Origin of the sequence: Rahnella sp. PD4 (genome assembly GCF_049199325.1) — a bacterium.
Classification (GTDB): Bacteria; Pseudomonadota; Gammaproteobacteria; order Enterobacterales; family Enterobacteriaceae; genus Rahnella; species Rahnella perminowiae.
In genome coordinates this window covers 280,885-306,857 of the sequence record NZ_JBLZQF010000003.1, presented here as the reverse complement: position 1 = coordinate 306,857, position 25,973 = coordinate 280,885, and the positions used below count along the sequence as shown (strand labels likewise).

Sequence of the window (25,973 nt, the reverse complement as noted above, 5' to 3'; positions counted from 1 at the left end):
AGTAATTACGATTTAATTTTAAAAGCAGTTTTAAGCATGAAATAAAATAAATAGGGGAAGATTTTAATCATGAATATTGCATAAAATCGCTTAAGGTTCAGTTGCTTTTTTAACTTTATAAGAGAATGAATATTAATGTACTCTTTTATTTTGGCAACATCGCTTGCCGGAGCGCCAAATTTAACTGCATTAATAAAAACCATTAAAATTACCATGTACTCATGTTTAATGAGTCGTAATTTATCCACCTCTGTTGAAATTAAGGGCTTAACGAGGGTTTTAGTCATGTCAAGATATAACAATCTATCAAGTGATTTTTGGTAGGATTTCTTAGTTAGTGAGGATGTATGTTGTATATAATGATATTTTGGTTCGTTGCCAAAAGAGATATTAGCCCCTTTGATAAACATAGTCATAATTACAAGATAGTCTTCAAAAACTGGCAATTTAGAATCAAAACTGACATCCTGAAAAACTTCCCGCCTGAAAATTTTATGCCAGAGAAAACCTGTAATTTCATTCTCTAACATAGAAAAAACGGCGTCCTTCCCCTGTAAAATCACATTCGGGGAAAACTTGTTTGTTGTACCGACTGGGTGCCCGTCAGGAGTTTCAGAATAATATAAACACTGACCTATAGATGTATTATTACTTGTCACAATGCGTATCAAATAGTCTATTGCATCATGATCAAAATAATCATCCGAATCCAAAAAACAAATGAAATCACCATTAGCATTATCAACTAATTTATTCCTGGTGATAGAAACCCCTTCATTTTTATCATTCTTAATTATTACGTGAGGTATAGTGTTATGCTCAATAAAAAACTCTTTTGCCACAGTTAGCGATGAGTCTGTTGAACAATCATCAACAATGATAACTTCGATGTTAGAGTAACTCTGTGAAACAACAGACTGCAAAGCCTTCCTGATGTATTTTTCAGAATTAAAAAGAGGGATAAGGATGCTAACTAAACTTGGATAAGTCGTCATGAAATCTCTTAATTCCTTTTTATTATCTTTCTCGCGAGTGAAAGTATCATCATTTTTTTACTCTTAGACGAAAAAGTAAAAATTAAAATAAAGTAAAAAAATGCGCCCGAAAAAACCTTTACAACAATCCCAACCCAAGATTCATTTAAGTATGTAAACTCCTGCATTCCAATAAGAAGTAAGCACATAACTCCCGAACATATGATAGGAACGAATATTTCTTTAATATATTGCTTAAATGTTAAGTTCAAAAGTGTCAATGCACACCAGGCAGAAATAGGATAGAGAAGTATCGTACGGATGGAAAATACTAGTGCCGTTGCAATCAAACCAAACCTAACAAAGATGTAAAACGCTATTACATTACTTATCGCATAGACTAACGTGAGTCTGGCTTGCCATTCGGGCTTATCACGTGCAAACATCACTGAATGATTGTAATAACCGATCGATGTTACAAATCCTACTGCACTGACAATTTGCATGATTGGAACAGAAGGCATCCATTTGTGCCCCAAGAGCAGGAAAGTAATATCATGCGATAGGGCACTAAGACCAACAAAAGCGGGCGCCGTCACCAGAACCGTAAAATAGGTTGCTTGCAAATACTTATTGCCGAACTCATTTAAATCATTTTTATATCGAGTGAATGCCGGTAATGAAACTCTCATTAATGCGGAAGAGAGAACAGTATTTAAGGTATTCACTATACGCTTACCAGCCGAATAAATACCTGCCCCGGCTGTACCGAGAAAATATGTGATGAAGAAAACATCACTATTCTGATTAGCAAAGTTAGTAATATTACTCAGCGCCACATGCTTAGAAAACCCTAAAGACTCTCTGATTGAGTCTCTTGAAATTTTCAGTTTTGGTTTCCATGGAGTAGTAAGCCATAGTGTGACAAGGGAAATCAGGGAGGTGACAACTTGCTGCACGACCAAACTGGTAACGGCAAACCCTTTATATGCCAGTACTACCCCAACAACGCCACCAATAGTGATAGAGCATATTGACCTTATCGCTAAGGGTCTAAACATCATATTATGCGTCAGCCAGGCCTCGTGAGTTCGACTCAACCCGCTGACAACAATAATAATCCCTGTTCCTCGAATTACATTGGCCAGTTCTGGTACTTTCATATACGCCTCTATGAACGGGGCGGAAAAAAAGACGATCAAAAAGGCAGGCACAGATAAAGAGAAACACAAAAAAAAGGCAGAATTATAATCTACTGATGTCGGTGACTTCATCCTCACAATAGAAGTCGCAATACTATCGAATATAACATTTCGAAAAAACTGCGTAACAAGCAAAGAAACACTTAGCATGCCGTATATACTGGGGGTCAGCAATTTTGCTAAAATAATGAATATTACAAATGTTATCACTTGTGAGGCTGTATTATCCAGAACAGACCAGATAGCACCAGAAATTATCGATGGCTTCTGATTTCGCGCTTGAGCATTCAATTTAGCATCCTTAGAGTTTCACTTGCATTTTGAAAGCCTATCCATACCATTTAATAAGCGTTCTAAATTTGAGTTAAATCTAATATCATTACTTAAAAAACCCGGTTGAGATTTTGCATGAGTAAGAACATTGGACGCATTATTAATAAACCTTTCATTTAAATCCAGGTTAAACAACCCTTCAATAGTTTTAATACCTTTATTAGGGACTCTATGCGTCACCAACTGAGTTAATTCTTGATAACCACCCCACCATTTTTTATTTTTTAACTCACGCTGCCCCTTGAAATATTTAACAGCAAACTCTACATCTGAGCCAGGTAAAAAATATTTTTCACCATAAATATATAAAGATTTATCACGTAAATACTCACGTAGAGAACTGCTTCCCAAAACAGTCGGCCTGTAAGGAAGGTTTATTGTCTGAGTCCAGTCTAACCATTTGAATGTATTGATCTGTGAAGAAGTAATTAATGGTACCCAAGGTACACGCATTGCATCCGCAATAATCGCAGCATGCATAGCATCCGCCAGCACCAGTTTGGCATTTCGGATTTTTTGGATAACTGTCTTCGCATCCGACTGTGGATTCACAAACTCAACCCCGGCCTGCTGACAAACCTTTTCCCATTGTCCCGTGATGAGTGCATGGTGATGAGGAACAAAAATCACCCCCTTACGCTCAGCTTCGGAGAGGGGTTTAAACTCAGCGAGCGTGTTTAACAGCGCGGCGCCATCAGTAATAAACTTATCTTTCGGCAATCCCAAAATCTCAGCACTGAGTGGCCCTCTGACACACAACGTTTCCCAGGAGCTGTCACCAAAGCTGGCAGGCGGATAGCCATAACCTACCCCGCTCGAGAAGACATACCACTTTTTAGCGGGTGGCATAGCGGAGGTAATAATGGTGCCAATACCCGATACCCTTACGTCCTCATTGTCATCAAAAAAGCCGGGAAGTAATGCATCCCAAATCCATGCGTTAAGATCATCCCCAAAATTTCCATGCGCTGATTTATAATAGTAAATTTTCAATTTATCACCGGTTAATATGTAAAGGCTGGCCAAGTAGAATATTTAACATCCTGGAATACGATTTATCCTGATCGAATTCGTTATCAATTTTTTCTTTTGCATTACGACAAATATCCGGCAACACGTCGGGATTATCGATTATTTCACGGACGACAGCCGCAATGCTGGTGGCATCATTTTCATTGACCAGAAAACCAGACACCCGATTCTCAATGAGTTCAGGTATCCCGCTGTGAAACGTCGATATCACGGGTATACCTATAGCCATTGCTTCCATCAATGCAACCGGGATCCCTTCCATATCGCCATCTGCCGCTGTAACGGAAGGAAGTAAAAAAACATCCGAGTTATTTAAATATTCAGAGACAGTTTCTTGCGTCTGCGCACCTAAGAAGGCAATTTTGTCACCCAGCCCAAGAGTAGCGGCCTGAGACTCAAGTTCTTTACGCAGCGGGCCGTCCCCGATAACGGTGTAATCAAAGTCAACGTTTTGCTGTTTTAATAACAAGCAGGCATTGATAGCGACTGATATGCCTTTTTTTTCTGTAAGTCTGGCTATAGAGAGTAAACGAATTGGATTACCTAAAACAGTTCTCGGTTGAAAAGAAAATTTGTTAACACTGATCCCCATCCTGATAACATGAATATTATCATCATGTCCGGAAACATTTTTAATTTTGTCAGCCCATAACTGACTTACAGGCAGAATAAATTCAGCGTCATCATATAGTTTTTTATAATCATCTCTAAAAATATCGAGAGTGCGAGTTTGTGAAATATCGTTACCATGAAAAACCGCAGCTAACTTACCTTTCAAAAAATTTAATTTCCTTAGCTGATTTGCTAATACTGCGGTCGTGCCGAAGTGTGAAACAATAACATCAACCTCTATCGGGATTTTATTTTTTGACAATATATGCGGGAGCATAAGGGTTTTAGCGTAATACCCATATTTAAAGGCATTTATGCTTTTAAGAGCATGTGGAGATAAAAGGCAAGGAATCAATCCATTAAGTCGTGCTAAAACTCTTGAAACCTTACCTCTTGGTTCCGGTTCCAGTAAGTATCGCGTCCTTTTTATCAAATCGAAATCTTTGATAACTTTATGCTCTGCGTTAAGTTCACCGGGAAAAACAGAAACTACGCTTACTTCACAACCTTCATTAATAAAATATGCAATTTGATTGAGGATAAACGTCTCGGAAAGAACTGGAAATTTATATACAAAAAACAAAATCCTCATATTACCTCTTTACTCGCCATTAAATAATCATCAAAACTAAATTCATATCGATCATTAGTCATCACAGTTAAATGAGATTATTTTTTATTAAGTAAGTCAGAAATCATAGGAGCGACTAACTTCGGTGTAAGATCGTTATTCAAAAGACCGAAATTAAAATCCCTCTTACTCTTGTCCTTGCCATCATCAATGAGATCATAGATCCAAACGCCTTTTATATATGAACGGGATTTTGCATCTTCAATATAACTTTTTATATAATCAGCAGACTCTTGCTGGCTCATACCACCAGGCCCTGTATAGTTTGTCACTCCAATTTCAGTAATGTATACAGGGAAATCTTTCCCAGCTATTTTTTTGCTGTTAGAGTAAAAATCGTCAAGAAAATCTAAATTCCCTTTTGTTGTTCTTAAAGAACGGCGACCATTCAGATATGAATAGGTGTGAATAGAAATACCGTCGGCATATTGTAGAATTCCCATTTTTAAAAGTTGTTCGAACCAAACGACGTCTGTAATATTCAAGACCTTAGCTCTGTGTTCCAAAGGGTTGAATCCACCGGCCAAGATTACTGCATTTGGATCAATATTTTTTATTGCCTTACTTGTTGCCTTAACAAGATTAAAGTAGACCTCAGCCGATGGTATATTAGTACGAAACCGAGTCATTCCAGTACCTATTGTCCATTCATTCCAAATTTCGTAATATTTGACCTTACCTTTAAATCTTGAAGCAACCCAGCTAGCATACTTAACAAAATTATTAATAGATTCTTGGTCTCTTGGATAGTCACCGTTATTATAAAACTTATTTCCATAATCAAGAATCAATATAGGATCCAGACCATTCTTCTGGGCATTTAAAAATGCAGAATCTGTTTTTTTTATATTATCACTTACTGCAAAAACGCCTTTACTTCTTTCTACACTTGACCACGGATAGTCTTCACGAAATGATGTAAAACCCATGCTTCTTATTTTTTCTAAATAGATATCACTTTCTCCACGATAACCTTGAAAATGAGTACCTACGCCAACAATTGTACACATCCCATACGACGAATAAATGAAAAAAAACATACAGCAAGTTTTTATATAAAACATGAATTTATTCATTTTATTACCTTATAAAATATAATATGGCAGGTGTGTATTAACTTTTAAAACTATTCAAACAATCCTTTATCAGATCAGAAGTTTTCACCCAAGAATATTTTTTCGCTTGGATTAAACCTTTTTTTATTAGTTCTTTTTTCAGATCTGGATCAGAATAAAGCCTGTTTATTGCCTGTGTAATAGCTTCTGTATTTTCAGGATCAACAAGAATTGCTGCATCACCTGCTACTTCTGGTAAAGAGGTTGTAGTTGAAGTTATCACAGCTGTACCGCTGGACATCGCTTCAATGACAGGAAGGCCAAAACCTTCATAGAGTGATGGAAAGAGCAAAAAGAGTGAGCTCTTATATAAAGATGCAAGTTCGTTATTCCCTACCCGCCCTTTAAAAATCACTCTATCTTGCAAATTTTTACTGTTAATTTCTTTCTCAAGGTTCTCATCTGGACTTCCTGTGAAGATTAACTTAACCGACGAGGGAATATTAGCCATATGGAAGGCTGATAATATTCTTGATTCATTTTTATGCTTTTTTCTATTACTTACGACTAAAATATATTCACCATCAACACTATCTATATCGTTTTCTTTATTTAAAAACTCCTCCGACACGCCATTTCCAACAACCACGACTTGAGAACCACTAATTCCAGCCCACTCGCAAATTCTCTTTTTAGAGAAATTTGACACCGTCAATATTTTAAATGACTTCTGACAAGCTCTTTTCATAACAAATTCATAATATATTTTCTTAAGAAAACTACTATTATGATTAACATCTATATGATTCAAATCATGAATAGTAATGATACTTCTATTCAAAAAGAAAAATGGGCAATTATATCCCGGTGAAAAATATAAACCTTTTTTAAAGGCTAAATAGAAAGTAATAAAAAATACATCAAGAGGACTTGTTGGTTTCAAACCATTTTTTATTTTTACAAACTCTTTATTCCGATCTGCTACCTCACTAGCAAATCGTCCAATCCCATGCTCACCAATCCAACGGGCATCATAAATTATTTTCACTATCCCTATCTCCATTTATTTTAATCAGCAATTTTAACATATTTATATATTCTTGAGTTTATCAAAAAACCAAAAGAAAGTGCCATAAATGGATACTCCGGAGCTGTCATTGACAAACCAAACAAACATATCACGATCAATAATAATGATAAGTACCTACAGACACTTTCATTATTAAATACAGCCGATTGATAAAAAGCCCAAAAAAGAAATATAAACCCTAACAGGTAACCACCTGAACCAATAATATAAAGATACATGCTATCGCCAGGGTTATAGACACCAGTGCCTAATTTAGACCCCACACCAATAGTCCCCATTCCGCCACCAAAGAAAAGGCTTCCATTGTTAATAATAGTTTTAACGCCTTCTGGCCATGTATTAGTTAGCCGATCATTTAGAGAAGCTAATAACATAACCTCCATTGGATCCTTGCTAACATTAAAGTGATAATTGGTACTTCCTATCGTAAAGACTGTAAATCCGAAAGCGCATATTAATGTTATTCGCCATATAGCTTTGACAGGGATAATCTTAACAAAGATGTACAGAAGGATAATGATATGAAGTAAAAATATTGTCTTAGAAATAGTTATCAAAGCTACCAACGCACTTAAAACAAAAGAAATCATAATTAAAGTTTTGCTTTTGCTTGTTGATATAACATATAAAAGAAGAATTAAGACATTAGCGGACGCCTGTAACGAACTCTTAAAGAAGCCAGCATATCGGGTATAACCACCGCTACTTCCTATTTGGGATGAGGAAACGTCCATCCCTGCAATTTCATATGAGACATTATACCATGGGTAGTTGAAAAAAATATTCAGAACAACCCCTAGGCATGACATCAAAAATATTATTGTTATGATGCGATTTGCTTTTTTCTCCTTAATATTTGACATGATTATTCTTGCCCCATGATAACCTAAGAACAGAGGTAGAATAGCCCACACACCGATAAACATCGCTGCCATCTGTGAAGATATCATGCTTATTAATATTACATAGAATATCGTTACCGAAGCAATTATCCCATTTACTGTTATTTTCCTATAATACAAGACTAATATTACTGAGAAGGCTTGCGTTATTAAAATAAAGAGTTTTGGGATGGAAAACAAAAACTCCACACCGACCATATGAAAGACCATCCGAAGTGGTCCTGCGAAGCATTCGAAAAACAAAAAAAGCAACAAGGATAATCCAATAAGTTTTTGCTCTAACCCCCTCATTGTCATTTTATACACTCACTTTACCATTATAAACACGGAGATATTGGTCGGCTATTTCCTTGGGTTTAAACTGTTCAATAAGTACAGAGCCAACAGGTTTTATCTCAGTTTTATCTATTTTATCGTAGAAATCACGTTCAATATTGTCAGTAATTATGATGTTAGGAAGGATCATAGATAATTCTGTCATTGCCCCAACTGGATTTGTAAGGACTAACTTATCCGCCAGGACACATTCAACAACAGTACGCCCGAAAGGTTCATTCCATTTTATAGGAAGAACGACGGCATCTACTTGATTCAAAAAGTCATCGAGTTTCATGAAGCCTTTTACAGACACATCAGATTTACTTGCCAAATTCTTTAATGAGTGCTGCTCATCATTATTGACGAAGTTACCGGCAGCAATGAATGTATATTTGTTTTTATATTTTTCGGCTACATTGCAGAAAACATCAAATCCTTTTTCCGTTGATAATCGACCGATAAATCCAATTTTTTTAATTTCACTAGATTTATTTGATTCAATTTTGCATACAGCATTATATATGACATGGTTATTTGCATTTTTGAAAAATAATTTTTCATGATGCAATTTTTGTATGAATTGACTAATGCCAACATACTCATCAACATTTCGGCTATACATTCTTTTTATTGCAGACCAGAATAGAATACTTTTATCGTTCAACCTCATGTTATGGCCATTACTAAATAATGTGCTATTAGGATGAAAAAGATAATAGTCTCTGGAAGTGTGTATGAGTCTGACTTTGCATTTTTTTACTGCTTTCCACAAAAGGACTGAAAACCCAGATATATTATTAGTATGAACAACATCAGGTGAAAACTCTTTGATTTCTTTGAGTGCTTTAAAATACATTTTAACATTTAAATAATCAAAGAGATGCCATATAGCTTTTTTTAAAGAATTTTTATTTTGATTCGAAAAAGGCCAATAGACATTAGCCAATGGCAATTTAATAAGCTCTACGCCATTAAGCATCATGACATCCCTTTCATTCCCTTCGGTAAGACTTACCACCCTGACTCTATGTCCTTGCAATGCGAGTTCTTCGGCGAGCAGTTGAACTGAAACTTCAGCACCACCAATTCTGTAGGGAAAATACAATGTGTTAAAAATCATTATTTTCATTTTCTTTCCCATTCATCCAAAAAAAAATAATCGAAATAAAAAACCTTATTATTAATTTACACCTGGGATATTTCTATCCCAGGCTGGAATAAAAAAACTATTTATCTTTGCTCTCGGCGTAAGAATAATCATATTGGCTGTATCCATAGCCATAGTAACTACTGGCTTTTTTGAGCACACTATTCAAGATACATCCTTTTATTTGCACACCGACTTGTTCAAATCGCCTGATACTAATCTCTACTTCTTTAACTGTATTTGTTCCATAGCGGGCAACAAGTAATGATGTTCCAACACTACGACCAATAATGGCTGCATCCGTAACAGCTAAGATAGGAGGGGTATCGACAATCACTAAATCATAATTATCAGAAGCCCATTCTAGCAAAGCATTAAAGCGTTTATGCATCAGTAATTCTGATGGATTAGGGGGAACCTTGCCTCTTGCAATAAAATCAATACCAATTGATGGAACAGATTTTTCAATGTTGTTAACATTTATCTTCCCAGAAAGAATATCAGACAACCCTTGTTCCCCAGTGAATTTAAATAATTTATGTGCATAACCTTTACGCATGTCTGCATCTATAAATAATACTTTTTTTCCGGCCTGAGCAATGACTGCAGCCAAATTACTCGCAATAAATGTTTTACCTGCATTCTGTGTTGAGCCCGAGATCATCAGAATATTATTCTTGGCTTCCATCATAGCGAAATGAAGACTTGTTCGTAGGCTACGAATTGCTTCAATAGCTAAATCAGCAGGATTTTCAATAGCTAAGAATTTATTTTCATATTTCCTATTTTTATCTCCTGCTCCTTTTGAACGCCCTGATTTATTTTTCTTAGTCAGCCATTCGGAAAGTGGCACACTCGCATATACACTGACACCAATTTCTTCCAACTGCTCAGGGGACTCAATTCCACGACGCAGGAAAATTTTCAGCAAAACGAGTGCTGATGATATAAATAAACCTACAATAATCCCTATGAGTACAACCAATACTTTCCTTGGTTTTACTGGCTTAGGCTGTGTTATTGCATTGTCGATAATACGCACATTACCGATTGCACTTGATTTTGCGATGCTTAATTCTTGCTGACGATTAAGCAACTGCATATAGATAGCCCGACCAGAATCAACATCACGACTTAAACGTTCTACTTCTTGTTGAGTGGCTGGCATAGCTGTAACACGTTTATTAAGGCTATCCCGCTCATGTAATAGGGTCTGTCGCTTTTCCAACAGGGCTTTATACGTCGGATGATCTTTAGTATAAAGTTGAGATATCTCCGCTTCGCGGAACGTCAGTTCATTAAGCTGGCTATCTACATTAACGATCTGCTCAAGAACTGATTTCGCTTCAAGGGATAAATCAACAGAATCCTTCTGGCGGCGATACAGATTAAGTTTATCCTCAGCATCATTCAGATCGCTACGTACCTGCGGCAATTGCTGATTCAGAAACTCCAGACTCTTCGCATCTTGTGCAGCCTGACGGGCAATATTCTGATCCAAATAGTTTTCACTAATATCATTAAGGACTGACGTTGCCAGCGCCCTGTCATCACTATTTAATGACAGATTTAGGATCCCAGTATCTTTGCCCTGGTCGGCGACAGTAAGCGAATTCAGCAAACTGTTGATAGCATCTAAGCGCGTTATATAGTCGACCGTGAATTGTGTTCCTGGTTCAGCGTCCATACTCCTGACGTTCAGAGCAATGCCATCCTGGGTGATGAGCTTACCCACTTCTCCGTCAAGATTGAAATTATCACCTTCAACATGAAATCGATTTTTATCAATGACAGTGAGAGTGATACTCGGAACATCATTGCTGGTTTTAGGAATATATAGACGGCTGATGCTAAGCTTACCCGGAATATCACCGGTCATCCTGGCCCAACCACGCCCAAATACCGGAAAATAATTCTGAGTAATAACAGCTTGCAAGTTAAGATCGTCAACAGTCTTGCCAAGAATCATCCTAGACTGTAATAACGCAATCTCAGGCTCAGAGACAGGCTGTGAATCTGGCAACATCTGGCTAATACTGTCGAGGATCGCGTTCCCCTGTTTCTGCTCGATTTGTATCATTGCTGTTGCCTGGTAAACAGGCGTAGCAAATAAGGCATACGTTATGGCCAGCAGAGTAAAAACGACCGTCAGAATGATAATCAATTTACGGTGATCGAGAAATTCGCCATAAAGACGCCCCAAATCGATTTCGTCGGAGTCTGGTGTTGCAGTTTTTTTTGAAATAGCTGATGACATGCGATAATTTCCTGAGAGATTAGCCGGTGAGCTTCTGTGCCCAACGTTGACAGGCCTGATCGATAAGCTGAAATACGGATTCAAAAGCTTCCTGGCTTTTACGGTAAGGATCCGGAATTTCACGGTGATCTAACCAGTGCCCCAGAAGCATAATTTTTCCTCTGGCCTGGGGTGCGATTTTGCTTATCTGTTCCAGATGGCTGTTTTCCATGACTAAAATAAGATCAAACTCTCCTGCCATTGAAGACCGAAACTGCACGCCTCTATGTCCTTCTAACGATACCCCGTGAAGCCCAGAGACAATCACAGCAGTATCATCAGCCGGATGATTGACCATTGCCATAAGACCAGCAGAACGGATCTTCTTTTCGGGAAGATATTGCTTCATGATCCGTTCGGCCATTGGCGAACGACATATATTGCCGGTGCACACAACAAGAACTGAAGAGAACATAGTTAGTTCCACTGCTTGATGTAACGAGTGCTTTCAATCATGTCATGCACTCCCGAAATGGTCGGGACAATCTGCGAAATGATACGATTCCAGCGAACTATCGGTGCGGTGGTGACATAAACGATATCGTAAGGCTGAAGCTGGAATTCCGTACTCATCACCATAGAAGAGGCATCTTTGGCATTCAGCTGATAGATATTAGCTATCTTACCTTTCTGGTTTCCCTTCAGTGGCCGGATAACAAATATCCCGGAAGCATCAGACATACTTTGGCTAATCCCTTCTGAATTGCCTAATGCCTCGGCGAGCGTCATCCCGCTACGATCCATTTTCAGCGTGCTCTGCTTGGTGACTTCGCCCATCACAAATACTTTCAGGTCGTCATTTCGTGGCACGAACAGAATATCGCCGGGATAAAGCAAGCGGTTTTGTGTGAGGTCCCCTTTCTGCATCAGGGCCTGAAGTGAAATCTGAGTATCCTGGCCGTTATGGTTGAGCACGACGTTACGCCAGTCCGCATCTGGCGCTAAGCCCCCAGCGGCGTTAATAGCATCAATCACGGTAAGCGGAATATTGGTAATGGGCTGTTGTCCGGACTTGACGACTTCGCCAGTGGTATAAATTTTCTGAGAACGGAAGGCCGCAATACTCACATCAACCTGCGGACTTTCAATATACGTCGCCAGACGGCTGCTGATGTCCTGACGTACTTCCGCTACAGTTTTTCCGGAGACCTTCAGTTTTCCGATGTAAGGATAGAAAATTGTCCCATCAGCATTGACCCAGTTACCCGTATCGCTGGCACTGCGGTATTGGCCCGCAGGGGTGGTCAGTTCCGGGTGATCCCACACGGTAACCATCAGGACATCACCGACACCGATACGGTATTGGTAGTTTTGCAGTTGCATATCCAGCTCAGGATTTGGCCGCGCCTGAACCGTGTCAGGGCGCAGCTGATCAATCAGGCCGGGTGTCATCGGGTAAACGTTAACTAATTTATCAATGTCATAATTGCTATCAGTAGGTTGAACAACGTCTTTGTCCATGGTACTTAACGATTGCCCTGGAATAACCGTACATCCGCTCAGTAACAAAGCCCCGAATAATGCAGAAATCTTAAAGGTATTTTTTTTCATAAAATCCATATCATGTGGTTCAACAGAAATTGATGTTGGCCATGACGCTAATGATTAGCAGCCAATACATGAGGGTGATGCATTATTTAAATAACTGTTAATAAGCACCGTCTTTTCTAAGCACAACACTTACTGTTTTAAATAAAATGGCAATGTCATTCCACATCGACCAGTTTTTTACATACCAGGCGTCCAGATAGACGCGGGTCTCGTAATCCACATCACTGCGACCACTCACCTGCCATAATCCGGTCATTCCCGGCTTACTCAGTAAGTAATAATCTACCTCATCACTGTATCGCTCCAGTTCAGCGTTAATAATAGGTCTCGGCCCGACAAGGCTCATTTCTCCTTTTAGTACATTAAATAACTGCGGCAACTCATCCATACTGGTTTTACGCAATAAATGTCCGATGCGCGTAATACGTGGATCGTTTTTCAGTTTAAAAGTCTCATCCCACTCGGCACGCGCTTCCGGGTTATTTGCCAGCAATTCTTCAAGCACTTCTTTGGAATTAATGACCATTGAGCGGAATTTAAGGCATTTAAAAGGACGTCCGCCTTTACCAATGCGTTCATGACCATAAATCGCCGGGCCGCCATCTTTCCTGACTTTGTAGCTGATATACAGCAACAGCGGAGAGAGTATGGCAATAATGCCCAGTGAAGCCGCAATATCGAAGGCGCGCTTCAGGAAACGTGATGACCATTTGGCCAGGTTCTGATGAACACGTAATATCATCACCTCATGGCTGAAAATAAACGACATATCCGTGCTGTCGAGCGGCATACCGCGCAGGGTCGGGATCACAGAGACATACCGGTAGCCGTGGATCATAAACATCCGTAGCCAGTAATTGCGGATATCACCCTGATGCGATTCCACGGCGACAATAAACTGCGTTTTTTTGTCGCAAGGGGTTAATAACCACAGGTCATCGCAGAATATGATCGGGATACCATTAATACTGTCGCCCGGTTTATCTGTTGGTTCACTGGATATAAATCCGGTGACATTTAACCCGAGGTTCTTCTCGCTTTGAATCGCTTTGAAGGCCTCATGAGCATTTTTACCGGTGCCGATAATAATCGCATCCCGTCGCCAGATCCCCAGAACCGTTAATATGTGTTTAGTCAGCATGCGGGCACAAGGGACAAGTATCAGCACCAGCAACCAGGTGAGGATCCACATATAACGTGAGAAATTCCACTCGGCGAAAGCCATCACGGCAATTTCAATGACGGCAAAAATCACCAATGTACGTAAGATTTCTTTCAGCTCAAACCAGAAGGTTTTGCGATAGTAATAATGCCGCAAGCGTATGGAGAACCAGCCAACACAGCAAAATGCCAGCGTCCAGTGTAATAAAACAAGGGCGGTGACATGTTCAGCGGGAATATAGTCATCAAACTCTTTGAGCATGAATCTCAACAATATTTTAGCGACATAAATCGACAGAACAAAACTGAAAAAATCCGAAAGAGCAAGGAACAGGCTTGAGTAAAAATTTCTGGTGAGAAATGTCATATTTCCCTCACAACAAGTAACGAAAAAAAATTATTACCTGAGTACATCAGGTTAATAGGCTTATAATAATGGACTTCATTAACTGTCTCCTGACATGCAGTAATATCAGAAAAAAAATAAATAAGTCATTTGTAGATGCCTGACTATTCCAGTCAGGCACAACCTTTCTTTAAGGCAACTGCGGAATATCTCTGTCTGAAGTAATACCGTATAAGCCGTACTGCCTGCCCAGCATCTGGCCACCATCACGCGTCAGCGGTGTCCAGCTAACCGTTGGCGTACTGCGTGTTGGTTTGACCGTCAGCAAGTCCAGCGGAACAGAGATGTAGAACCCCTTAGTAAAGGAGCCTTCCCCGTATTCCTGTTTCGAGACATTCGTCAGCGTCGCATAGGCGCCCACGGTGACACCACTGTCAAAGCGTTTGGAGAGATCCAACGTGCCGCCTTTGTCTTTAGCCAGATATTGCCCGACGCTCATTTTCACCAGCACATCATCCATAAACGCTGGCCGCCAGTATGCTGTCAGGTTGCCGGTGGCAGTTTTGTAATCGGTGAAACGCATCATGTCGTCCCAGTCACGCTGTTTAACGTAGTTGGCATCAATGCCCAGCGCCCAGTCGGAGTCGAGCGGCCGGTAGAGCACTTCGCCCCCGACGCCGCCGTACATCATCTCCAGATAGCCGCCATAAAGTTGTCCGTAGAAGCCGTTGCCCAGATACCGGAAGTAGTTGGCTTGCAGGTTATTCACATAGACATCGTTGCTGACGTATTCACGGATACGCGTTCGCACGCGTGGCAGAGAAGAGTCATTACTGACGCCATCATAGCGGAACTGATCATAGTTATTGGCGATGTTGCCGAACACACCACCATCAACCAGCAGATGATCTGTCAGCCAGTAGTTGGCATCGGCCAGTACCCCGACCTGATACATGTAAAAGTTTTCAGGGCCGCCGACGGATTGTCTTAATACCGGCGACAGGCTGTAATTAAACCGGTCTTTGCCGATAAAGAATCCCTGACCGACGTCAGTGACAGGTTCAATCCGTTGCTGATTCAGGGATTGCTCCTGGCCCAGCGGATAACCCTCTTGCTGCTGACGCAGACTCGCCACGCGGGTACGGGTGGTGACCATCGGCATACCAAAGCGGTTTTGGGTTACATCCAGTGTATCGACATTGGCTGGCAGATTATTCAGCATGATGAGATTGGCACGGTCTACGCCTTTTGACGTATTGCGATATTTATCCTGCTGCCCCGTGACGTTCAGGGTATCGTCACGAATGTCGATACGCGGTTCGCTAAACCCGGCGTTACTTTTGAGCTGCGCCAGCTGACCGGTGGCGACGCTGTAATTGACCATTCCCGCGCTTTGCTGCTGCGGCTGATAGTCAGGCACCGGATCGTCAATCTGATGCGGTACCCACTCGTTCATGTTACTGCGCAGGGTAAAGCCGAACATAAAGGTATTGCCGCGCTCGTAGCTGGCATTGACATCCATCCAGCTGGCCAGGCGATAAACGGCACCGACATTAATCTTACTGCTCTGTTTTAATGCTCCGGCGAAATCATCGCGGTAATTATTGCCATCGTATTCCACTTTCAGGCGCAACGGCTGCCAGGGAGTCTGATACTCCACGCCACCGAATATTCCCGCTGGTCCGCGGAACATATCATTGAGGGAGATATCGCCGGTGGAATGGCTTTGAGCACGGGTACAATATTTATCGCTGGCTTTGCAGAAAGGGTTAGTGATATTACCGCTGTTACCGATATACCCCCAGCCAATCCCCAGCGTGAAATCTAACGGGCCGGCCGCTTTACTGGCAGCCAGATATTCGCTGTCGAACAAACCGGTGCCGCCGATATCGCGCTTGCCGAACGCAACCTGTGGCAGGTAGTAGCCCTCTTCCCACAGCCTTAATTTCACATCGAAAGACTTGTCTTTGTAAGTCTGATCGCCGCTGAAATTCGGATCATTGCTGTAAAGCCGGTTACGCACGTCGGTATAACGCAACGTGGTTTCCAGCCAGGGAAACAGCGCCATCGAGAGCGAGTAAAAGCGGTACGCGTCATTATCACGGTAGTTGGCGCTGAACTCCCCTTCTTTGGGGATCCGCGCCGTTGGTGTTTGTAAAAGCCCCGCGCCGCCAAAATCCGATTGCGAAGGACCAAGAGGTTCATTATAAGTTTGCGCCCGGGCTGTATTAGCACACACCACGGACAAAGCGAGCAGGCTGAGAAGATATTTTGGTTTCATCAGTCAGGGATCCGGTGCGCCAAAACAGAGACGATGTTCTGATTAAGGTTTTTATACTGACGCGGCAGCGTCCAGTCAGAAAAACCGACCCAAATGATACTGCCCGGCTGGGCTTCAACGTGGCGATAGTTCCAGTAAGCGACCGGTGCAACCCGGACGGTTCCGTTGGGATCAATCACCACGGCTTCATTCAGATTGGCACCGGCAAGAAACTGATGCTCCCCGAGATATTCACGCACCGTGCGTCCCGCAACCCACGGCTGTTTCCCCGCCCCGCTCACCGCCCCAAGCAGCCAGATGCTGTCGGGACGCGTTGCGGTATAAACGCGATAATCTCCCTGCAACTGCCGGTTCGCGTCATTGTTGTTCAGGATCAGATCCGCATCCATCGGCGTAAACTGACGGCCGGTAACCCGCAGCCCCTGCAATTGCTGAATAACGCGGTTAATGGTCTGCTGCGTATCGCCACTCTCGGTGATACTCCAGGCTTTCAGCTGGTTTTGCATGTTCAGATACTGTTGCTGCGCCTCAGACGTTGCGGCAGGCACAGCAATCACCGTACCGGGTGCCCAGGAATGACGGATCAGATCCGACTCCGCCATCATCTGACGCATATCTTTAATATGGCTGAGTGTCTGCACCGGCTGCCCCTGAGAAGCGCGGGTATATACGGTCACGTTGCCTGCGGAAAATGCCATCCCCGGCAAGGCGCTGAAAAGGAATAACAGTGTTTTTATTTTCATGCTGGTGGGATCCCCGCATTGGCTGGTTTGAGCAATGTCATACTCACCGGCATATCTGCTCCCAGCCTCTGATTGCTCTTGAGCACTAATCCGCTCTGCGGATCCACCCAGAACGTGTTTTGCCAGCGGTCACCCGTGGCCTGAAGCGTGACATCCTCGCGCCACACCTGGCAGGCGACGACTCTTCCGGGAAGGGTCAGGGTTTCGTCGTCCTGACGGCTGAAACGGGATGTGACAACCGATGACAAGGGTTGCCGGTTCTCCGTCCAGCGCATCAGGCGTGTCCAGTTCGCCCCCTCATGCAAACTCGCTGCATGCAGCAACGGGTCCTGGGGCAGATTGGTGACTTCCAGCAGATCGCCTTGCGAATAACCGGTTGACCGTACCAGGCGACCATTCCTGGTAATAAAGACAACCTGATCGCCGGTACTCCATTTTTCAAAGCCATCCTGGAGATAACCAACCACAAAGATTTGCGCTGACGTAGGCAGTTTTAAATAAATGCTGCCGTAAGGAATAGCGGCAATTCTTTCGGGTGGCACCACGACATCCTGCGGCCCCTTCACGGTAACCTTAAAAGTATCAACCAGACTGTTTTGCGAAGGGGTACATGCTTGTAATAAGAGGCAGAGGAGCAATAAGGAATAGCGCACAAGTGATTCCCTATATCTTTATTATCATGTGGGAAAATAACCACACGGATGTGTGGTTATAATTAAGTGACTTATTAGCGTGAGGTTGTGGTGGTAGTTGAGGTATTGGTGTTGCTGTTACCGTTACTATCATCGTTACCTACAGCAATCAGGCCTGCGGCTAATATTGCGCCACCGGTACCGACCACTGCCGCCACTGTTTCCCCTTTGCTGAGTTCAGCAGCAGATGTTGTCTGCGAATATAGCGGCAGCAGCATCAGGGCAATAGCAGAAAGCATGGCTTTTCTCATAATTACTCCTCTTCAATTGACAGACGAATTGTTCACCCAATAAGCAATGGGCTCTTTGAGTATATCAATAGAAAATAATTATTGTACAATTTAACACCGGTATATATTTTAGCTATGCTACCGCCCCTGGTTTACGGCCACCAATTTGCCAAACGATAATTCCGGTAGTAATTTGCACAAGTTACCCTCGCCAAAATATTTCAGGCGATAAGTCCCCGCAACTTTAAAATAACCGCATAAATTAGCTATTCGTGCTTATTATGGGGTTATTATAAACAGTTAATCTTTTCAAAAAAATGACTGTACTAATTCATCCTGACTATATGGCAACCATAATGTACCTTGCATAGCAAGAATATCACTGCCGCTTAAGTACTCAATATGCTGCGAATTCTCGACACCATTGATAATAACGCCCCCGCAATACGGGCGGAGATGGCGGATCACTTTTCTTAGAGACTGAGTTCCCTGGTGTTGCCAAAAAAAGACCTTACTGATTTTTATATATTCAAACTTTTCGCTCATCACAAGCGTAAGGCTGGTGTCACCGGCGCCAAAATTATCCAGCCATAGAGGACAGCATGCCGCTAAAGACTGAAGTACAGGGCGTTCCTGTCCGGCACTGAATTCGTGAAAATCCTCACTCACCTCAAGTCTTATATATTTGTGCTGCTGTAAAACCTTTTGTATCGCCTGATTGTTGGCAATATGCACCGCAATCTCATAGTCAATATTGATCGACAATAAAAAGCCGTTGGCGATAAAGATACTTTCATTGACACAGGCTGTTGTGACCTGCTCAAAGAAGCTCTTCACCTTCTCTTCTGCAGAGAGAGGCAAATCGTAATGCACTGAATTTTCGTTGCTTTCCCTTGCATTCCTTTTCTTAACCAGCTCAAAACCAAGCATCACTCCCGAGACGGACACGATGGGTTCATACATGAAGCCGGGATGGCTTCTTTTGAGTGATCGCATTTCTTACCCCTGAAAAATAGCAACGTCTGGCGCGCTTACCTGCACTGTGCAAGGCTGGCTTAAAATGTTTTCTTCTTATCGGACAATTCTGTTTCCCACTGCATGTTTGTGCAAAAAGAACAAAGCTGAACTGCTGCTGGCATCAACACCTATTTTTCTTAGTGAGTTGCATTTATGCACACTTATCGTTTTAACACTGAGCTTTAGAATATTTGAAATGCTGGTGACAGACAGACCAGACATCATCATCACCAAAACTTTTTCTTCCATCTTGGTAATATTATAATTGAATTCTTGCTTGTTAATCGCACTGCCCTGAAGCCGGATGAATTGCTCGACCGATGTCTCCACGTCTGACAATTCACTCTTCTTCTTGAGGAATTTAAACTCCTTTTTCAGTAAAAGTTCGAGCATTAACATATCCACGGCTGAAGACACAACCAGAATTCTCTCCGGGTCCAATATATTCAGATTTTCTCTTAAAAACTCATAACACCTGTGGAAGCCACCGCCTGACGGATCGATGATTAAGTAATCTCTCGCCAACAAGTTCATCCCATTGCTCTGGTCAAAAGAGATGACATGGTCAACGTAAGGCAGCTTCTTGGAGATTATTTCTTTTAACGCCAACTTGGTAAATTGGCACTCACTCCAGATTATTACCCGAGGCATTGGGCCGCCTAATTATGTGGTTTTAAAAACGCTCAAATTCTGCCTCGTCAATCCGGGGAAGAATAAAGCACTCTCAGAAAGAGATAAGAAAAAAGAATGTTTAGATCCGCTCTAAAACATATTTAAAACTTTTCAGTATCTGTACGTAGAGTAATACGCAGCCGAAACTCTTCAAATCGTTTTTCTCGCTCATAATAAGACCTAACAATAGGTTTGACCGATCGATTTACACTTTCTTATCGTTAAATGCATGCCTGTTTTCTAGGCGGATTCTTATGCTTATTCCTAATCAGAAACCAAAATGTGACGTATACGACGCTTTTGGTGTTAATGACTTCGCAGATCTAAGAACATTCTCAGACAGAATCTCTCTCGATTAAACAACTCCGTTATTTCACCTAACTATCTGCATTTTTGATTTAAAACAGGATTTTTCACTTTTTTAAGTGTGATTTCAGATTTACCTTTTTACGAAAACCAAACATCTATATTTCATTTTTGAGTCATTATCTGAAAAACCACTCAGAAGAACTAACCTATTGCTCTTTTATACACAGTTGTGCATAGCGATTAATCAGCCCGGCAAACTGCAATTTATCCAAGATAATTCCTAATACATAGGATTAATCATATTACCTCTTTATTTTCAGGCAAATAATCACTTTTTTTATGTTTTTACGGTAAAAATAAATTTGGAGTATTCTTATATAAATGGTTTTTTTGGCCTAAATATCGGGCAGGAGCCTGAGGTGCATAACATTTGAATGCCAGTGACTATCAGATAACTCGGATAAATATTAAAAAATCAAGCTTTTCAACATGATGAATTTACAGGCAATTAAAGGATGCGAATGACCAATAAAAAACCAGCCTTCCGGCTGGTTGATGTTTTTGGGCATACAAAGGATCGATAAAAGGACGGCTTGTTTACACCTTTCCAACCATACCGCTAAAATTTTTCGGGTCACATTTCCCGCACCGACGGCAAATGCGACTGACGGATAATAGCGTGCCGAAGAAGCCAATGACGTTTTTGATATCGGGATTAACCATCCGGCATTTCTCCTTTTACTTGTCGAATTTTCCTTTCTACCGGACGACCGGCTGCATCAAAATACCGGCTCGGCCAGATTTTTTCTGGCGGAATACCCATTGCCTCTGCGATCAGCTTTTCCCCTTTCGGCCACGGACGCGTCAGGGCATTCGTCAGCGTTGATGAGGCAAGTCCGGCGGCACGCGAAACGGCGGCAAGCGTTGTCTTTCGTTTTCTAAGCGAAGCAATAATGTCGGCCTGGTGCCAGTCTTGATTTTTCATGCCAGTTCCTCCGGACCCTGCGCCGTTCTCAGGTACCGGGGTGCCTGTAAATCCGCAGCGAAGTAACTGACCAGATCATAAAGAAGCCCGGTCAGGGATTTTTCGGACTGATCGGTGACCTCACGGTTTATCAATATCTGCGTCAGGGTGAGACAGTATTCGGCCAGCTGTTCAGAATCAGGCTCAAAACGGGGTGCGGAGGCAGGAAGGGCATCTACCGTCAGGCTGTTAATCAGATGAGGTGGAACAGGATTGAGCAAGCCGGATTGCAGTCTGTTCAATGCCGTGGCCAGAGCATCAGAAATATTGCGACGTTGCCGCGGATTGTCGCTTTCTAACAGCGCTTCAGCATATTGTTCGCAATGCGCAGCCAGCACAGTGAAATCAGTGGCGGCATTAAAAGGAAAGGCTTTTAAAGAATGAACTTGGGTTGGGGTCGTAGCCATCGTGGCAGCCTCCGGTAAGTAAATTTTACTCACTACCCGAGAGGTCAATCTCATTGGTGGTGAGCTGAACAAGGTTGACCTTACCGGCCTTACTGGACACCGGCGCATCTTTCGATGCCCTCGCTCAGCCCACCATTGAAAGGTGTAGCAAAACGCGCGACACAATAAACGCTAACGCGTCATGTGTCACCAGTAAAGTCAGGCAGGAGGTCAATCCCGGCACCTGATTTTCAGGTGCGGGGAGAAGATACAACGGTGACGAAACCACGACAAGAAACACCGGCTGGTTTTCCAGGACGTCTCGCAAAAATTATTAACGCACCTTCTTTACCCGGACCGCTGCTAAAAAACAATGTGACGAAGAAGCGCGTTAATTATTCTGCTTATCTCTGCCGGTAAGCTTATCTGTTGCTTTAGACAGTAAATAGAGGAACACCGGCCATACACCCATGCAGACATACTTCATCGGCCAGGGCTCAAAAAACATAATGCAGAGTATTGAGCCAATAACGCTCAGCGGGCCAATAAGTGCTTCGAAAATGTGAAAAATAATGAAGGGGATGATCTTAGTAGCAATGCAGCGCAATGACCGGATAAAGCGGATAACACAATTATTATGCTGCATTGAGTTTATTTCTCATGCGAACCATAATTTTTATGAATTTGTGGCCATCTTTTATAAGGCCATATACAGCATCAGGGGAAAGAATAACCCCGGCAATGCGCGTTGCAATATCAGCTATGTCAGCCATGTAATCCCTTCGCGATAAATAATTTCCCTGTAAATTGCAGGACATTCATCACTCAGCAACCAGACTCTTCATTGCGCCTGTCTGTCGCATAACCTTTCCGGGATCACAACGCCATCATGAACACAAAACCTCAACTCTGCTCTGATACCAGCACCGCCATGGTGTCAGGCTCCAGCGCGCGAAAGATATGTTCAACGTCGGCAGGATAGGAAATGTAATCTCCGGCATTCAGTTCTACCGGTGAATCCACCAGCCCGACCAGGGCGCGCCCCTGGGTGATAATAATGTGTTCCACCGAACCCTGCGGATGCGGGCTGGAAATACGGTCGGCTCCCGGCTGGGTGGTCAGCAGATAAATATCCCGGCGCGCAGCGGGCGGACAGGTCGCGAGTAATACTGCTTTATAATCCGCCAGTTCGGCCACCACCGCCGGACCTTCACCCCGACGGATCACCTGCATTTTATTCACTTCCGGCTCCATCAGGCGCGCAAAAGGAATATTCAGCGCCACACACAGCGCCCACAACGTTTCCAGGCTCGGATTACCGTTGCCCGCTTCAAGCTGGGAAAGTGTCGATTTGGCGATACCCGCACGGCGGGCAACTTCCGCCAGTGACAGCCCGGCCCGCTGGCGCTCGCGAACCAGTCCCTTCGAAATAACGCTAATAGGTTGTGGCATAAACTTACCCTGATCAGTATAACGAACGATCGTTCGACTTGAAGAACGATGCAGATGCGTTCATTATAATAGAGACTTGTTCGTTATGGGATTGAATTATGCGTACGCGTTTCTTTTCACCGCTGGGAAATGATGTGATTAAAGCCATCTTTCTGGTGTGCCTGGCCGATGGCCTGGTGGGGATTTCTTATGGGTCGCTGGCGGTCGCAGGCGGTTTCCCGCTGTGGGTACCGCTGATGCTTTCACTGCTGGTGCTGGCGGGGGCATCAGAGTTTCTGTTTATCGCCATTGTCGGCGGGGGTGGCAGCCCGTTTGCGGCAGCGGCGGCCGGATTACTGGTCAATGCACGCCATTTACCGTTCGGGATTGCGGTGAAAGATCTGGTGGGCAGCAAAGCCATGAGCTGGCTGGGTTGTCACATCATGAACGATGAAAGTGTGGTATTTGGCATCTCACAATCTACCCCTGAAAAGCGTAAAACGGCTTACTGGTTATGCGGCGCAGGCATCGCCTTGTTCTGGCCGGTCAGCGTGATAGCCGGGGCTTATATTGGGCAGTTTATTCCGGATATCAAAGCCATCGGCCTTGATGCCGTATTCCCGGCCATTTTACTGGGGTTGATTTTCCCGTCGCTGCGCAGCCGGAGAACGCGTACTCCTGCCACTGGCGGTGCCATCATTGCGGTAGCTGCGGTGCCTTTTGTTCCGGCCGGTATGCCGGTGCTGTTTTCATTGCTCGGATTGCTGGCGTGGAGGAACCGAAAATGACCTCACACAGCCTGATGGTGGCGGGAATTGCGGTGCTCGCCGCCGGAACATTTCTGATGCGCGTGGCCGGTTACCGGCTGGGTTCGCGCCTTAATTTGTCCCCCGCCACGCAGACAATGTTATCGGATGCGGCGACCACCTTACTGCTGGCGGTCGCGGCCACGTCAGCCCTGTTTGAAGGCCAGCATTTTGCCGGATACGCGCGGATTATTGGCGTCGGTGTGGCGCTGTTTTTAGCCTGGAGAAAAGCGCCGCTGATGGTGATTATTGTCGCGGCAGCCGCCGTCACGGCGCTGATGCGCGGGCTCGGTATGGCGTAGCAGAAACAAAAATGGCTTCCGCAGAAGCCATTTTTCACATCGGTGATGAGTTACGCCACGTCTTCGTATTGCGGTACCGGATTGCGGAAACTTTTGGTCATACAGGCCAGATAGATAAAGCCGATTGCCCCCCAGATAAGCCCCAGCACCATCGATCCTTCTTCAAGATTCACCCACAAGGCGCCGACAGTCAGCGCACCACACAACGGCAGAAGCAGATACTGGATATGATCCATAACGCTTTTGTTGCGCTTCTCGCGGATCCAGAACTGCGAAATGACCGACAGGTTGACGAAGGTAAAAGCCACCAGCGCACCGAAGTTAATCAGCGCTGTCGCCGTGACCAGATCGAAATTAATCGCCATCAAAGCAATGGCACCAACCAGCAACACGTTGAAAGACGGGGTGCGCCATGTCGGATGGATATAGCCGAAAAATCGTTTCGGAAACACGCCGTCGCGGCCCATTACATACATCAGGCGCGAAACGCCCGCGTGTGCCGCCATACCGGAGGCCAGCACGGTGATGCTGGAGAAAATCAGCGCACCAAACTGGAACGCCCTGCCCGCCACCTGCAACATGATTTCCGGCTGTGAAGCGTCCGGATCTTTGAAGCTGGAGATATCCGGGAAATAGAGTTGCAGAAAATAGGTCGCCGCAATAAAGATTACGCCGCCGATTAATGCCGTCAGGAATATCGCCCGCGGGATCACGCGCTCGGCATCTTTAGTTTCTTCCGATAAGTTACTGATGCCATCAAAACCGGTGAAGGAGAAACACAAAATGGTGGCACCGGTAATCATCGGCACGGTATGCGCATTTTCGCCCCAGAAGGGTTGGGTACTGGCCAGCGTGCCATAGCCGGTGCCGTGACCCACGCCATAAATCACCATGCCGGTGATCACCGTGATCAGCACTATCTGCAAGACAACCACCAGCGTATTAATATTGGCGACCGTTTTAATGCTGCGTAAATTCGACAGCGTCATAAAACCGACCAGCACAACGACAAATATCCACGACGGCACTGACGGGACCAGCGCTTCAAAATAGATTTTCGCCAGCAGGATATTGATCATTGGTGCGAATAAGTAATCGAGCAGCGACGACCAGCCGACCATAAAACCGACCACCGGATGGATGGCTTTTTGCGCGTAAGTATACGCAGAACCGGCGGAAGGATAGCGGCGCACCAGCTTGCCGTAACTGAGCGCGGTGAACAGCACAGCGATCAGCGCAAAAGCATACGCCGTTGGCACATGGCCGTCCGTCAGGCCGGAGACAATACCGAACGTATCGAACAATGTCATGGGCTGCATATAGGCCAGGCCTATCATAACAACCGGAATCAGCGTAAGCGTTTTACGTAATTCCACGCGGGAAGTGGTACCTGTCACGGCATTATCCGACATGATGTTGATTTCCCATGA

At 43.5% G+C, this 25,973-nt stretch carries 25 protein-coding genes; 2 read left to right on the top strand and 23 right to left on the bottom strand.

All coding sequences use genetic code 11. The features are described from left to right. Window positions 1–5 precede the first annotated feature (5 nt). The 22 genes from ACOZIO_RS10270 to ACOZIO_RS10165 form a co-directional block, all read right to left on the bottom strand. Entirely contained in the window at window positions 6–995 is a 990-nt protein-coding gene (locus ACOZIO_RS10270) for a glycosyltransferase family 2 protein (protein WP_129991376.1), read from the bottom strand. A gap of 8 nt (window positions 996–1,003) precedes the next feature. After that, window positions 1,004–2,467, bottom strand: coding sequence for a lipopolysaccharide biosynthesis protein (locus ACOZIO_RS10265; RefSeq protein WP_129953082.1), 1,464 nt, complete (start codon window positions 2,465–2,467; stop codon window positions 1,004–1,006). Between the two features lie 18 nt (window positions 2,468–2,485). Continuing rightward, window positions 2,486–3,502 (bottom strand): polysaccharide pyruvyl transferase family protein, encoded by a 1,017-nt coding sequence (locus tag ACOZIO_RS10260; RefSeq protein ID WP_129991375.1) that lies wholly within the window; start codon window positions 3,500–3,502, stop codon window positions 2,486–2,488. A 4-nt stretch (window positions 3,503–3,506) separates the two neighbouring features. Further along, window positions 3,507–4,745 (bottom strand): glycosyltransferase, encoded by a 1,239-nt coding sequence (locus ACOZIO_RS10255; RefSeq protein ID WP_129991374.1) that lies wholly within the window; start codon window positions 4,743–4,745, stop codon window positions 3,507–3,509. Window positions 4,746–4,822: 77 nt separating this feature from the next. Further along, on the bottom strand, window positions 4,823–5,860 hold the full coding sequence (locus ACOZIO_RS10250; protein ID WP_129991373.1) for a cellulase family glycosylhydrolase: 1,038 nt from the start codon (window positions 5,858–5,860) through the stop codon (window positions 4,823–4,825). A 37-nt stretch (window positions 5,861–5,897) separates the two neighbouring features. Next, the gene (locus ACOZIO_RS10245) at window positions 5,898–6,887 is read right to left on the bottom strand and encodes a glycosyltransferase family 4 protein (RefSeq protein WP_240783467.1); all 990 of its coding nucleotides are present in this window, start codon (window positions 6,885–6,887) and stop codon (window positions 5,898–5,900) included. Window positions 6,888–6,907: 20 nt separating this feature from the next. Then, a complete protein-coding gene (locus tag ACOZIO_RS10240; RefSeq protein WP_165385181.1) occupies window positions 6,908–8,137 on the bottom strand; it encodes a hypothetical protein in 1,230 nt (409 codons plus the stop codon). Further along, window positions 8,130–9,278 (bottom strand): glycosyltransferase family 4 protein, encoded by a 1,149-nt coding sequence (locus tag ACOZIO_RS10235; protein WP_129991370.1) that lies wholly within the window; start codon window positions 9,276–9,278, stop codon window positions 8,130–8,132. The genes ACOZIO_RS10240 and ACOZIO_RS10235 overlap by 8 nt, the downstream gene beginning before the upstream one ends. 97 nt (window positions 9,279–9,375) lie before the next feature. Then, window positions 9,376–11,553, bottom strand: coding sequence for a polysaccharide biosynthesis tyrosine autokinase (locus tag ACOZIO_RS10230; RefSeq protein WP_129991369.1), 2,178 nt, complete (start codon window positions 11,551–11,553; stop codon window positions 9,376–9,378). 19 nt (window positions 11,554–11,572) lie between these two features. Then, window positions 11,573–12,007, bottom strand: coding sequence for a low molecular weight phosphotyrosine protein phosphatase (locus ACOZIO_RS10225; protein ID WP_129991368.1), 435 nt, complete (start codon window positions 12,005–12,007; stop codon window positions 11,573–11,575). Window positions 12,008–12,009: 2 nt separating this feature from the next. Beyond that, window positions 12,010–13,143 carry a polysaccharide export protein gene (locus ACOZIO_RS10220; protein ID WP_129991367.1) on the bottom strand — a complete coding sequence of 378 codons (1,134 nt, stop codon included), beginning with the start codon at window positions 13,141–13,143 and terminating at the stop codon, window positions 12,010–12,012. Between the two features lie 97 nt (window positions 13,144–13,240). Next, window positions 13,241–14,671: an undecaprenyl-phosphate galactose phosphotransferase WbaP gene (gene wbaP, locus ACOZIO_RS10215; protein WP_129991366.1), complete on the bottom strand. Its 1,431-nt coding sequence runs from the start codon at window positions 14,669–14,671 to the stop codon at window positions 13,241–13,243. A gap of 169 nt (window positions 14,672–14,840) precedes the next feature. After that, entirely contained in the window at window positions 14,841–16,931 is a 2,091-nt protein-coding gene (locus ACOZIO_RS10210) for a YjbH domain-containing protein (RefSeq protein ID WP_129991365.1), read from the bottom strand. Beyond that, window positions 16,931–17,674, bottom strand: coding sequence for a capsule biosynthesis GfcC family protein (locus ACOZIO_RS10205; protein WP_129991364.1), 744 nt, complete (start codon window positions 17,672–17,674; stop codon window positions 16,931–16,933). The genes ACOZIO_RS10210 and ACOZIO_RS10205 overlap by 1 nt, the downstream gene beginning before the upstream one ends. After that, window positions 17,671–18,327: a YjbF family lipoprotein gene (locus ACOZIO_RS10200; RefSeq protein WP_129991363.1), complete on the bottom strand. Its 657-nt coding sequence runs from the start codon at window positions 18,325–18,327 to the stop codon at window positions 17,671–17,673. Before ACOZIO_RS10200 ends, ACOZIO_RS10205 begins: the two co-directional genes overlap by 4 nt. A gap of 74 nt (window positions 18,328–18,401) precedes the next feature. After that, complete coding sequence (locus ACOZIO_RS10195; protein ID WP_129953096.1) at window positions 18,402–18,617, bottom strand: hypothetical protein; 216 nt, start codon at window positions 18,615–18,617, stop codon at window positions 18,402–18,404. A 288-nt stretch (window positions 18,618–18,905) separates the two neighbouring features. Further along, window positions 18,906–19,592, bottom strand: a complete 687-nt coding sequence (locus ACOZIO_RS10190) for an EAL domain-containing protein (protein ID WP_129953097.1) — start codon at window positions 19,590–19,592, stop codon at window positions 18,906–18,908. Window positions 19,593–19,667: 75 nt separating this feature from the next. Continuing rightward, complete coding sequence (locus ACOZIO_RS10185) at window positions 19,668–20,264, bottom strand: helix-turn-helix transcriptional regulator (protein ID WP_129953098.1); 597 nt, start codon at window positions 20,262–20,264, stop codon at window positions 19,668–19,670. A gap of 1,045 nt (window positions 20,265–21,309) precedes the next feature. Further along, on the bottom strand, window positions 21,310–21,579 hold the full coding sequence (locus tag ACOZIO_RS10180; RefSeq protein ID WP_129953099.1) for a helix-turn-helix domain-containing protein: 270 nt from the start codon (window positions 21,577–21,579) through the stop codon (window positions 21,310–21,312). After that, complete coding sequence (locus tag ACOZIO_RS10175) at window positions 21,576–22,025, bottom strand: hypothetical protein (RefSeq protein ID WP_129953100.1); 450 nt, start codon at window positions 22,023–22,025, stop codon at window positions 21,576–21,578. Before ACOZIO_RS10175 ends, ACOZIO_RS10180 begins: the two co-directional genes overlap by 4 nt. 614 nt (window positions 22,026–22,639) lie before the next feature. After that, a complete protein-coding gene (locus tag ACOZIO_RS10170) occupies window positions 22,640–22,777 on the bottom strand; it encodes a hypothetical protein (protein ID WP_165385178.1) in 138 nt (45 codons plus the stop codon). A gap of 130 nt (window positions 22,778–22,907) precedes the next feature. Further along, window positions 22,908–23,456 carry a helix-turn-helix domain-containing protein gene (locus ACOZIO_RS10165; protein ID WP_129991361.1) on the bottom strand — a complete coding sequence of 183 codons (549 nt, stop codon included), beginning with the start codon at window positions 23,454–23,456 and terminating at the stop codon, window positions 22,908–22,910. Between the two features lie 98 nt (window positions 23,457–23,554). Here ACOZIO_RS10165 and ACOZIO_RS10160 point away from each other — a divergent pair, with 98 nt between their 5' ends. Both ACOZIO_RS10160 and ACOZIO_RS10155 read left to right on the top strand, forming a co-directional pair. Next, window positions 23,555–24,223: an AzlC family ABC transporter permease gene (locus ACOZIO_RS10160; protein WP_129953103.1), complete on the top strand. Its 669-nt coding sequence runs from the start codon at window positions 23,555–23,557 to the stop codon at window positions 24,221–24,223. Continuing rightward, window positions 24,220–24,543, top strand: a complete 324-nt coding sequence (locus ACOZIO_RS10155; protein WP_129991360.1) for an AzlD domain-containing protein — start codon at window positions 24,220–24,222, stop codon at window positions 24,541–24,543. The genes ACOZIO_RS10160 and ACOZIO_RS10155 overlap by 4 nt, the downstream gene beginning before the upstream one ends. A 50-nt stretch (window positions 24,544–24,593) precedes the next feature. Here ACOZIO_RS10155 and ACOZIO_RS10150 read toward each other — a convergent pair whose 3' ends face one another. Next, the gene (locus tag ACOZIO_RS10150; protein WP_129953323.1) at window positions 24,594–25,955 is read right to left on the bottom strand and encodes an APC family permease; all 1,362 of its coding nucleotides are present in this window, start codon (window positions 25,953–25,955) and stop codon (window positions 24,594–24,596) included. Window positions 25,956–25,973 lie beyond the last annotated feature (18 nt).

What these genes read in the sequence shown, in the direction of transcription:
- ACOZIO_RS10155 (WP_129991360.1), top strand. Translation starts at nt 24,220, where the DNA reads ATGACCTCACACAGCCTGATGGTGGCGGGAATTGCGGTGCTCGCCGCC.
- ACOZIO_RS10225 (WP_129991368.1), bottom strand. Translation starts at nt 12,007, where the DNA reads ATGTTCTCTTCAGTTCTTGTTGTGTGCACCGGCAATATATGTCGTTCG.
- ACOZIO_RS10180 (WP_129953099.1), bottom strand. Translation starts at nt 21,579, where the DNA reads ATGAAAAATCAAGACTGGCACCAGGCCGACATTATTGCTTCGCTTAGA.
- ACOZIO_RS10150 (WP_129953323.1), bottom strand. Translation starts at nt 25,955, where the DNA reads ATGTCGGATAATGCCGTGACAGGTACCACTTCCCGCGTGGAATTACGT.
- ACOZIO_RS10165 (WP_129991361.1), bottom strand. Translation starts at nt 23,456, where the DNA reads ATGCCACAACCTATTAGCGTTATTTCGAAGGGACTGGTTCGCGAGCGC.
- ACOZIO_RS10250 (WP_129991373.1), bottom strand. Translation starts at nt 5,860, where the DNA reads ATGAATAAATTCATGTTTTATATAAAAACTTGCTGTATGTTTTTTTTC.
- ACOZIO_RS10185 (WP_129953098.1), bottom strand. Translation starts at nt 20,264, where the DNA reads ATGCCTCGGGTAATAATCTGGAGTGAGTGCCAATTTACCAAGTTGGCG.
- ACOZIO_RS10195 (WP_129953096.1), bottom strand. Translation starts at nt 18,617, where the DNA reads ATGAGAAAAGCCATGCTTTCTGCTATTGCCCTGATGCTGCTGCCGCTA.
- ACOZIO_RS10230 (WP_129991369.1), bottom strand. Translation starts at nt 11,553, where the DNA reads ATGTCATCAGCTATTTCAAAAAAAACTGCAACACCAGACTCCGACGAA.
- ACOZIO_RS10235 (WP_129991370.1), bottom strand. Translation starts at nt 9,278, where the DNA reads ATGAAAATAATGATTTTTAACACATTGTATTTTCCCTACAGAATTGGT.
- ACOZIO_RS10220 (WP_129991367.1), bottom strand. Translation starts at nt 13,143, where the DNA reads ATGAAAAAAAATACCTTTAAGATTTCTGCATTATTCGGGGCTTTGTTA.
- ACOZIO_RS10255 (WP_129991374.1), bottom strand. Translation starts at nt 4,745, where the DNA reads ATGAGGATTTTGTTTTTTGTATATAAATTTCCAGTTCTTTCCGAGACG.
- ACOZIO_RS10160 (WP_129953103.1), top strand. Translation starts at nt 23,555, where the DNA reads ATGCGTACGCGTTTCTTTTCACCGCTGGGAAATGATGTGATTAAAGCC.
- ACOZIO_RS10190 (WP_129953097.1), bottom strand. Translation starts at nt 19,592, where the DNA reads ATGCGATCACTCAAAAGAAGCCATCCCGGCTTCATGTATGAACCCATC.
- ACOZIO_RS10205 (WP_129991364.1), bottom strand. Translation starts at nt 17,674, where the DNA reads ATGAAAATAAAAACACTGTTATTCCTTTTCAGCGCCTTGCCGGGGATG.
- ACOZIO_RS10175 (WP_129953100.1), bottom strand. Translation starts at nt 22,025, where the DNA reads ATGGCTACGACCCCAACCCAAGTTCATTCTTTAAAAGCCTTTCCTTTT.
- ACOZIO_RS10170 (WP_165385178.1), bottom strand. Translation starts at nt 22,777, where the DNA reads ATGGCTGACATAGCTGATATTGCAACGCGCATTGCCGGGGTTATTCTT.
- wbaP (WP_129991366.1), bottom strand. Translation starts at nt 14,671, where the DNA reads ATGACATTTCTCACCAGAAATTTTTACTCAAGCCTGTTCCTTGCTCTT.
- ACOZIO_RS10270 (WP_129991376.1), bottom strand. Translation starts at nt 995, where the DNA reads ATGACGACTTATCCAAGTTTAGTTAGCATCCTTATCCCTCTTTTTAAT.
- ACOZIO_RS10210 (WP_129991365.1), bottom strand. Translation starts at nt 16,931, where the DNA reads ATGAAACCAAAATATCTTCTCAGCCTGCTCGCTTTGTCCGTGGTGTGT.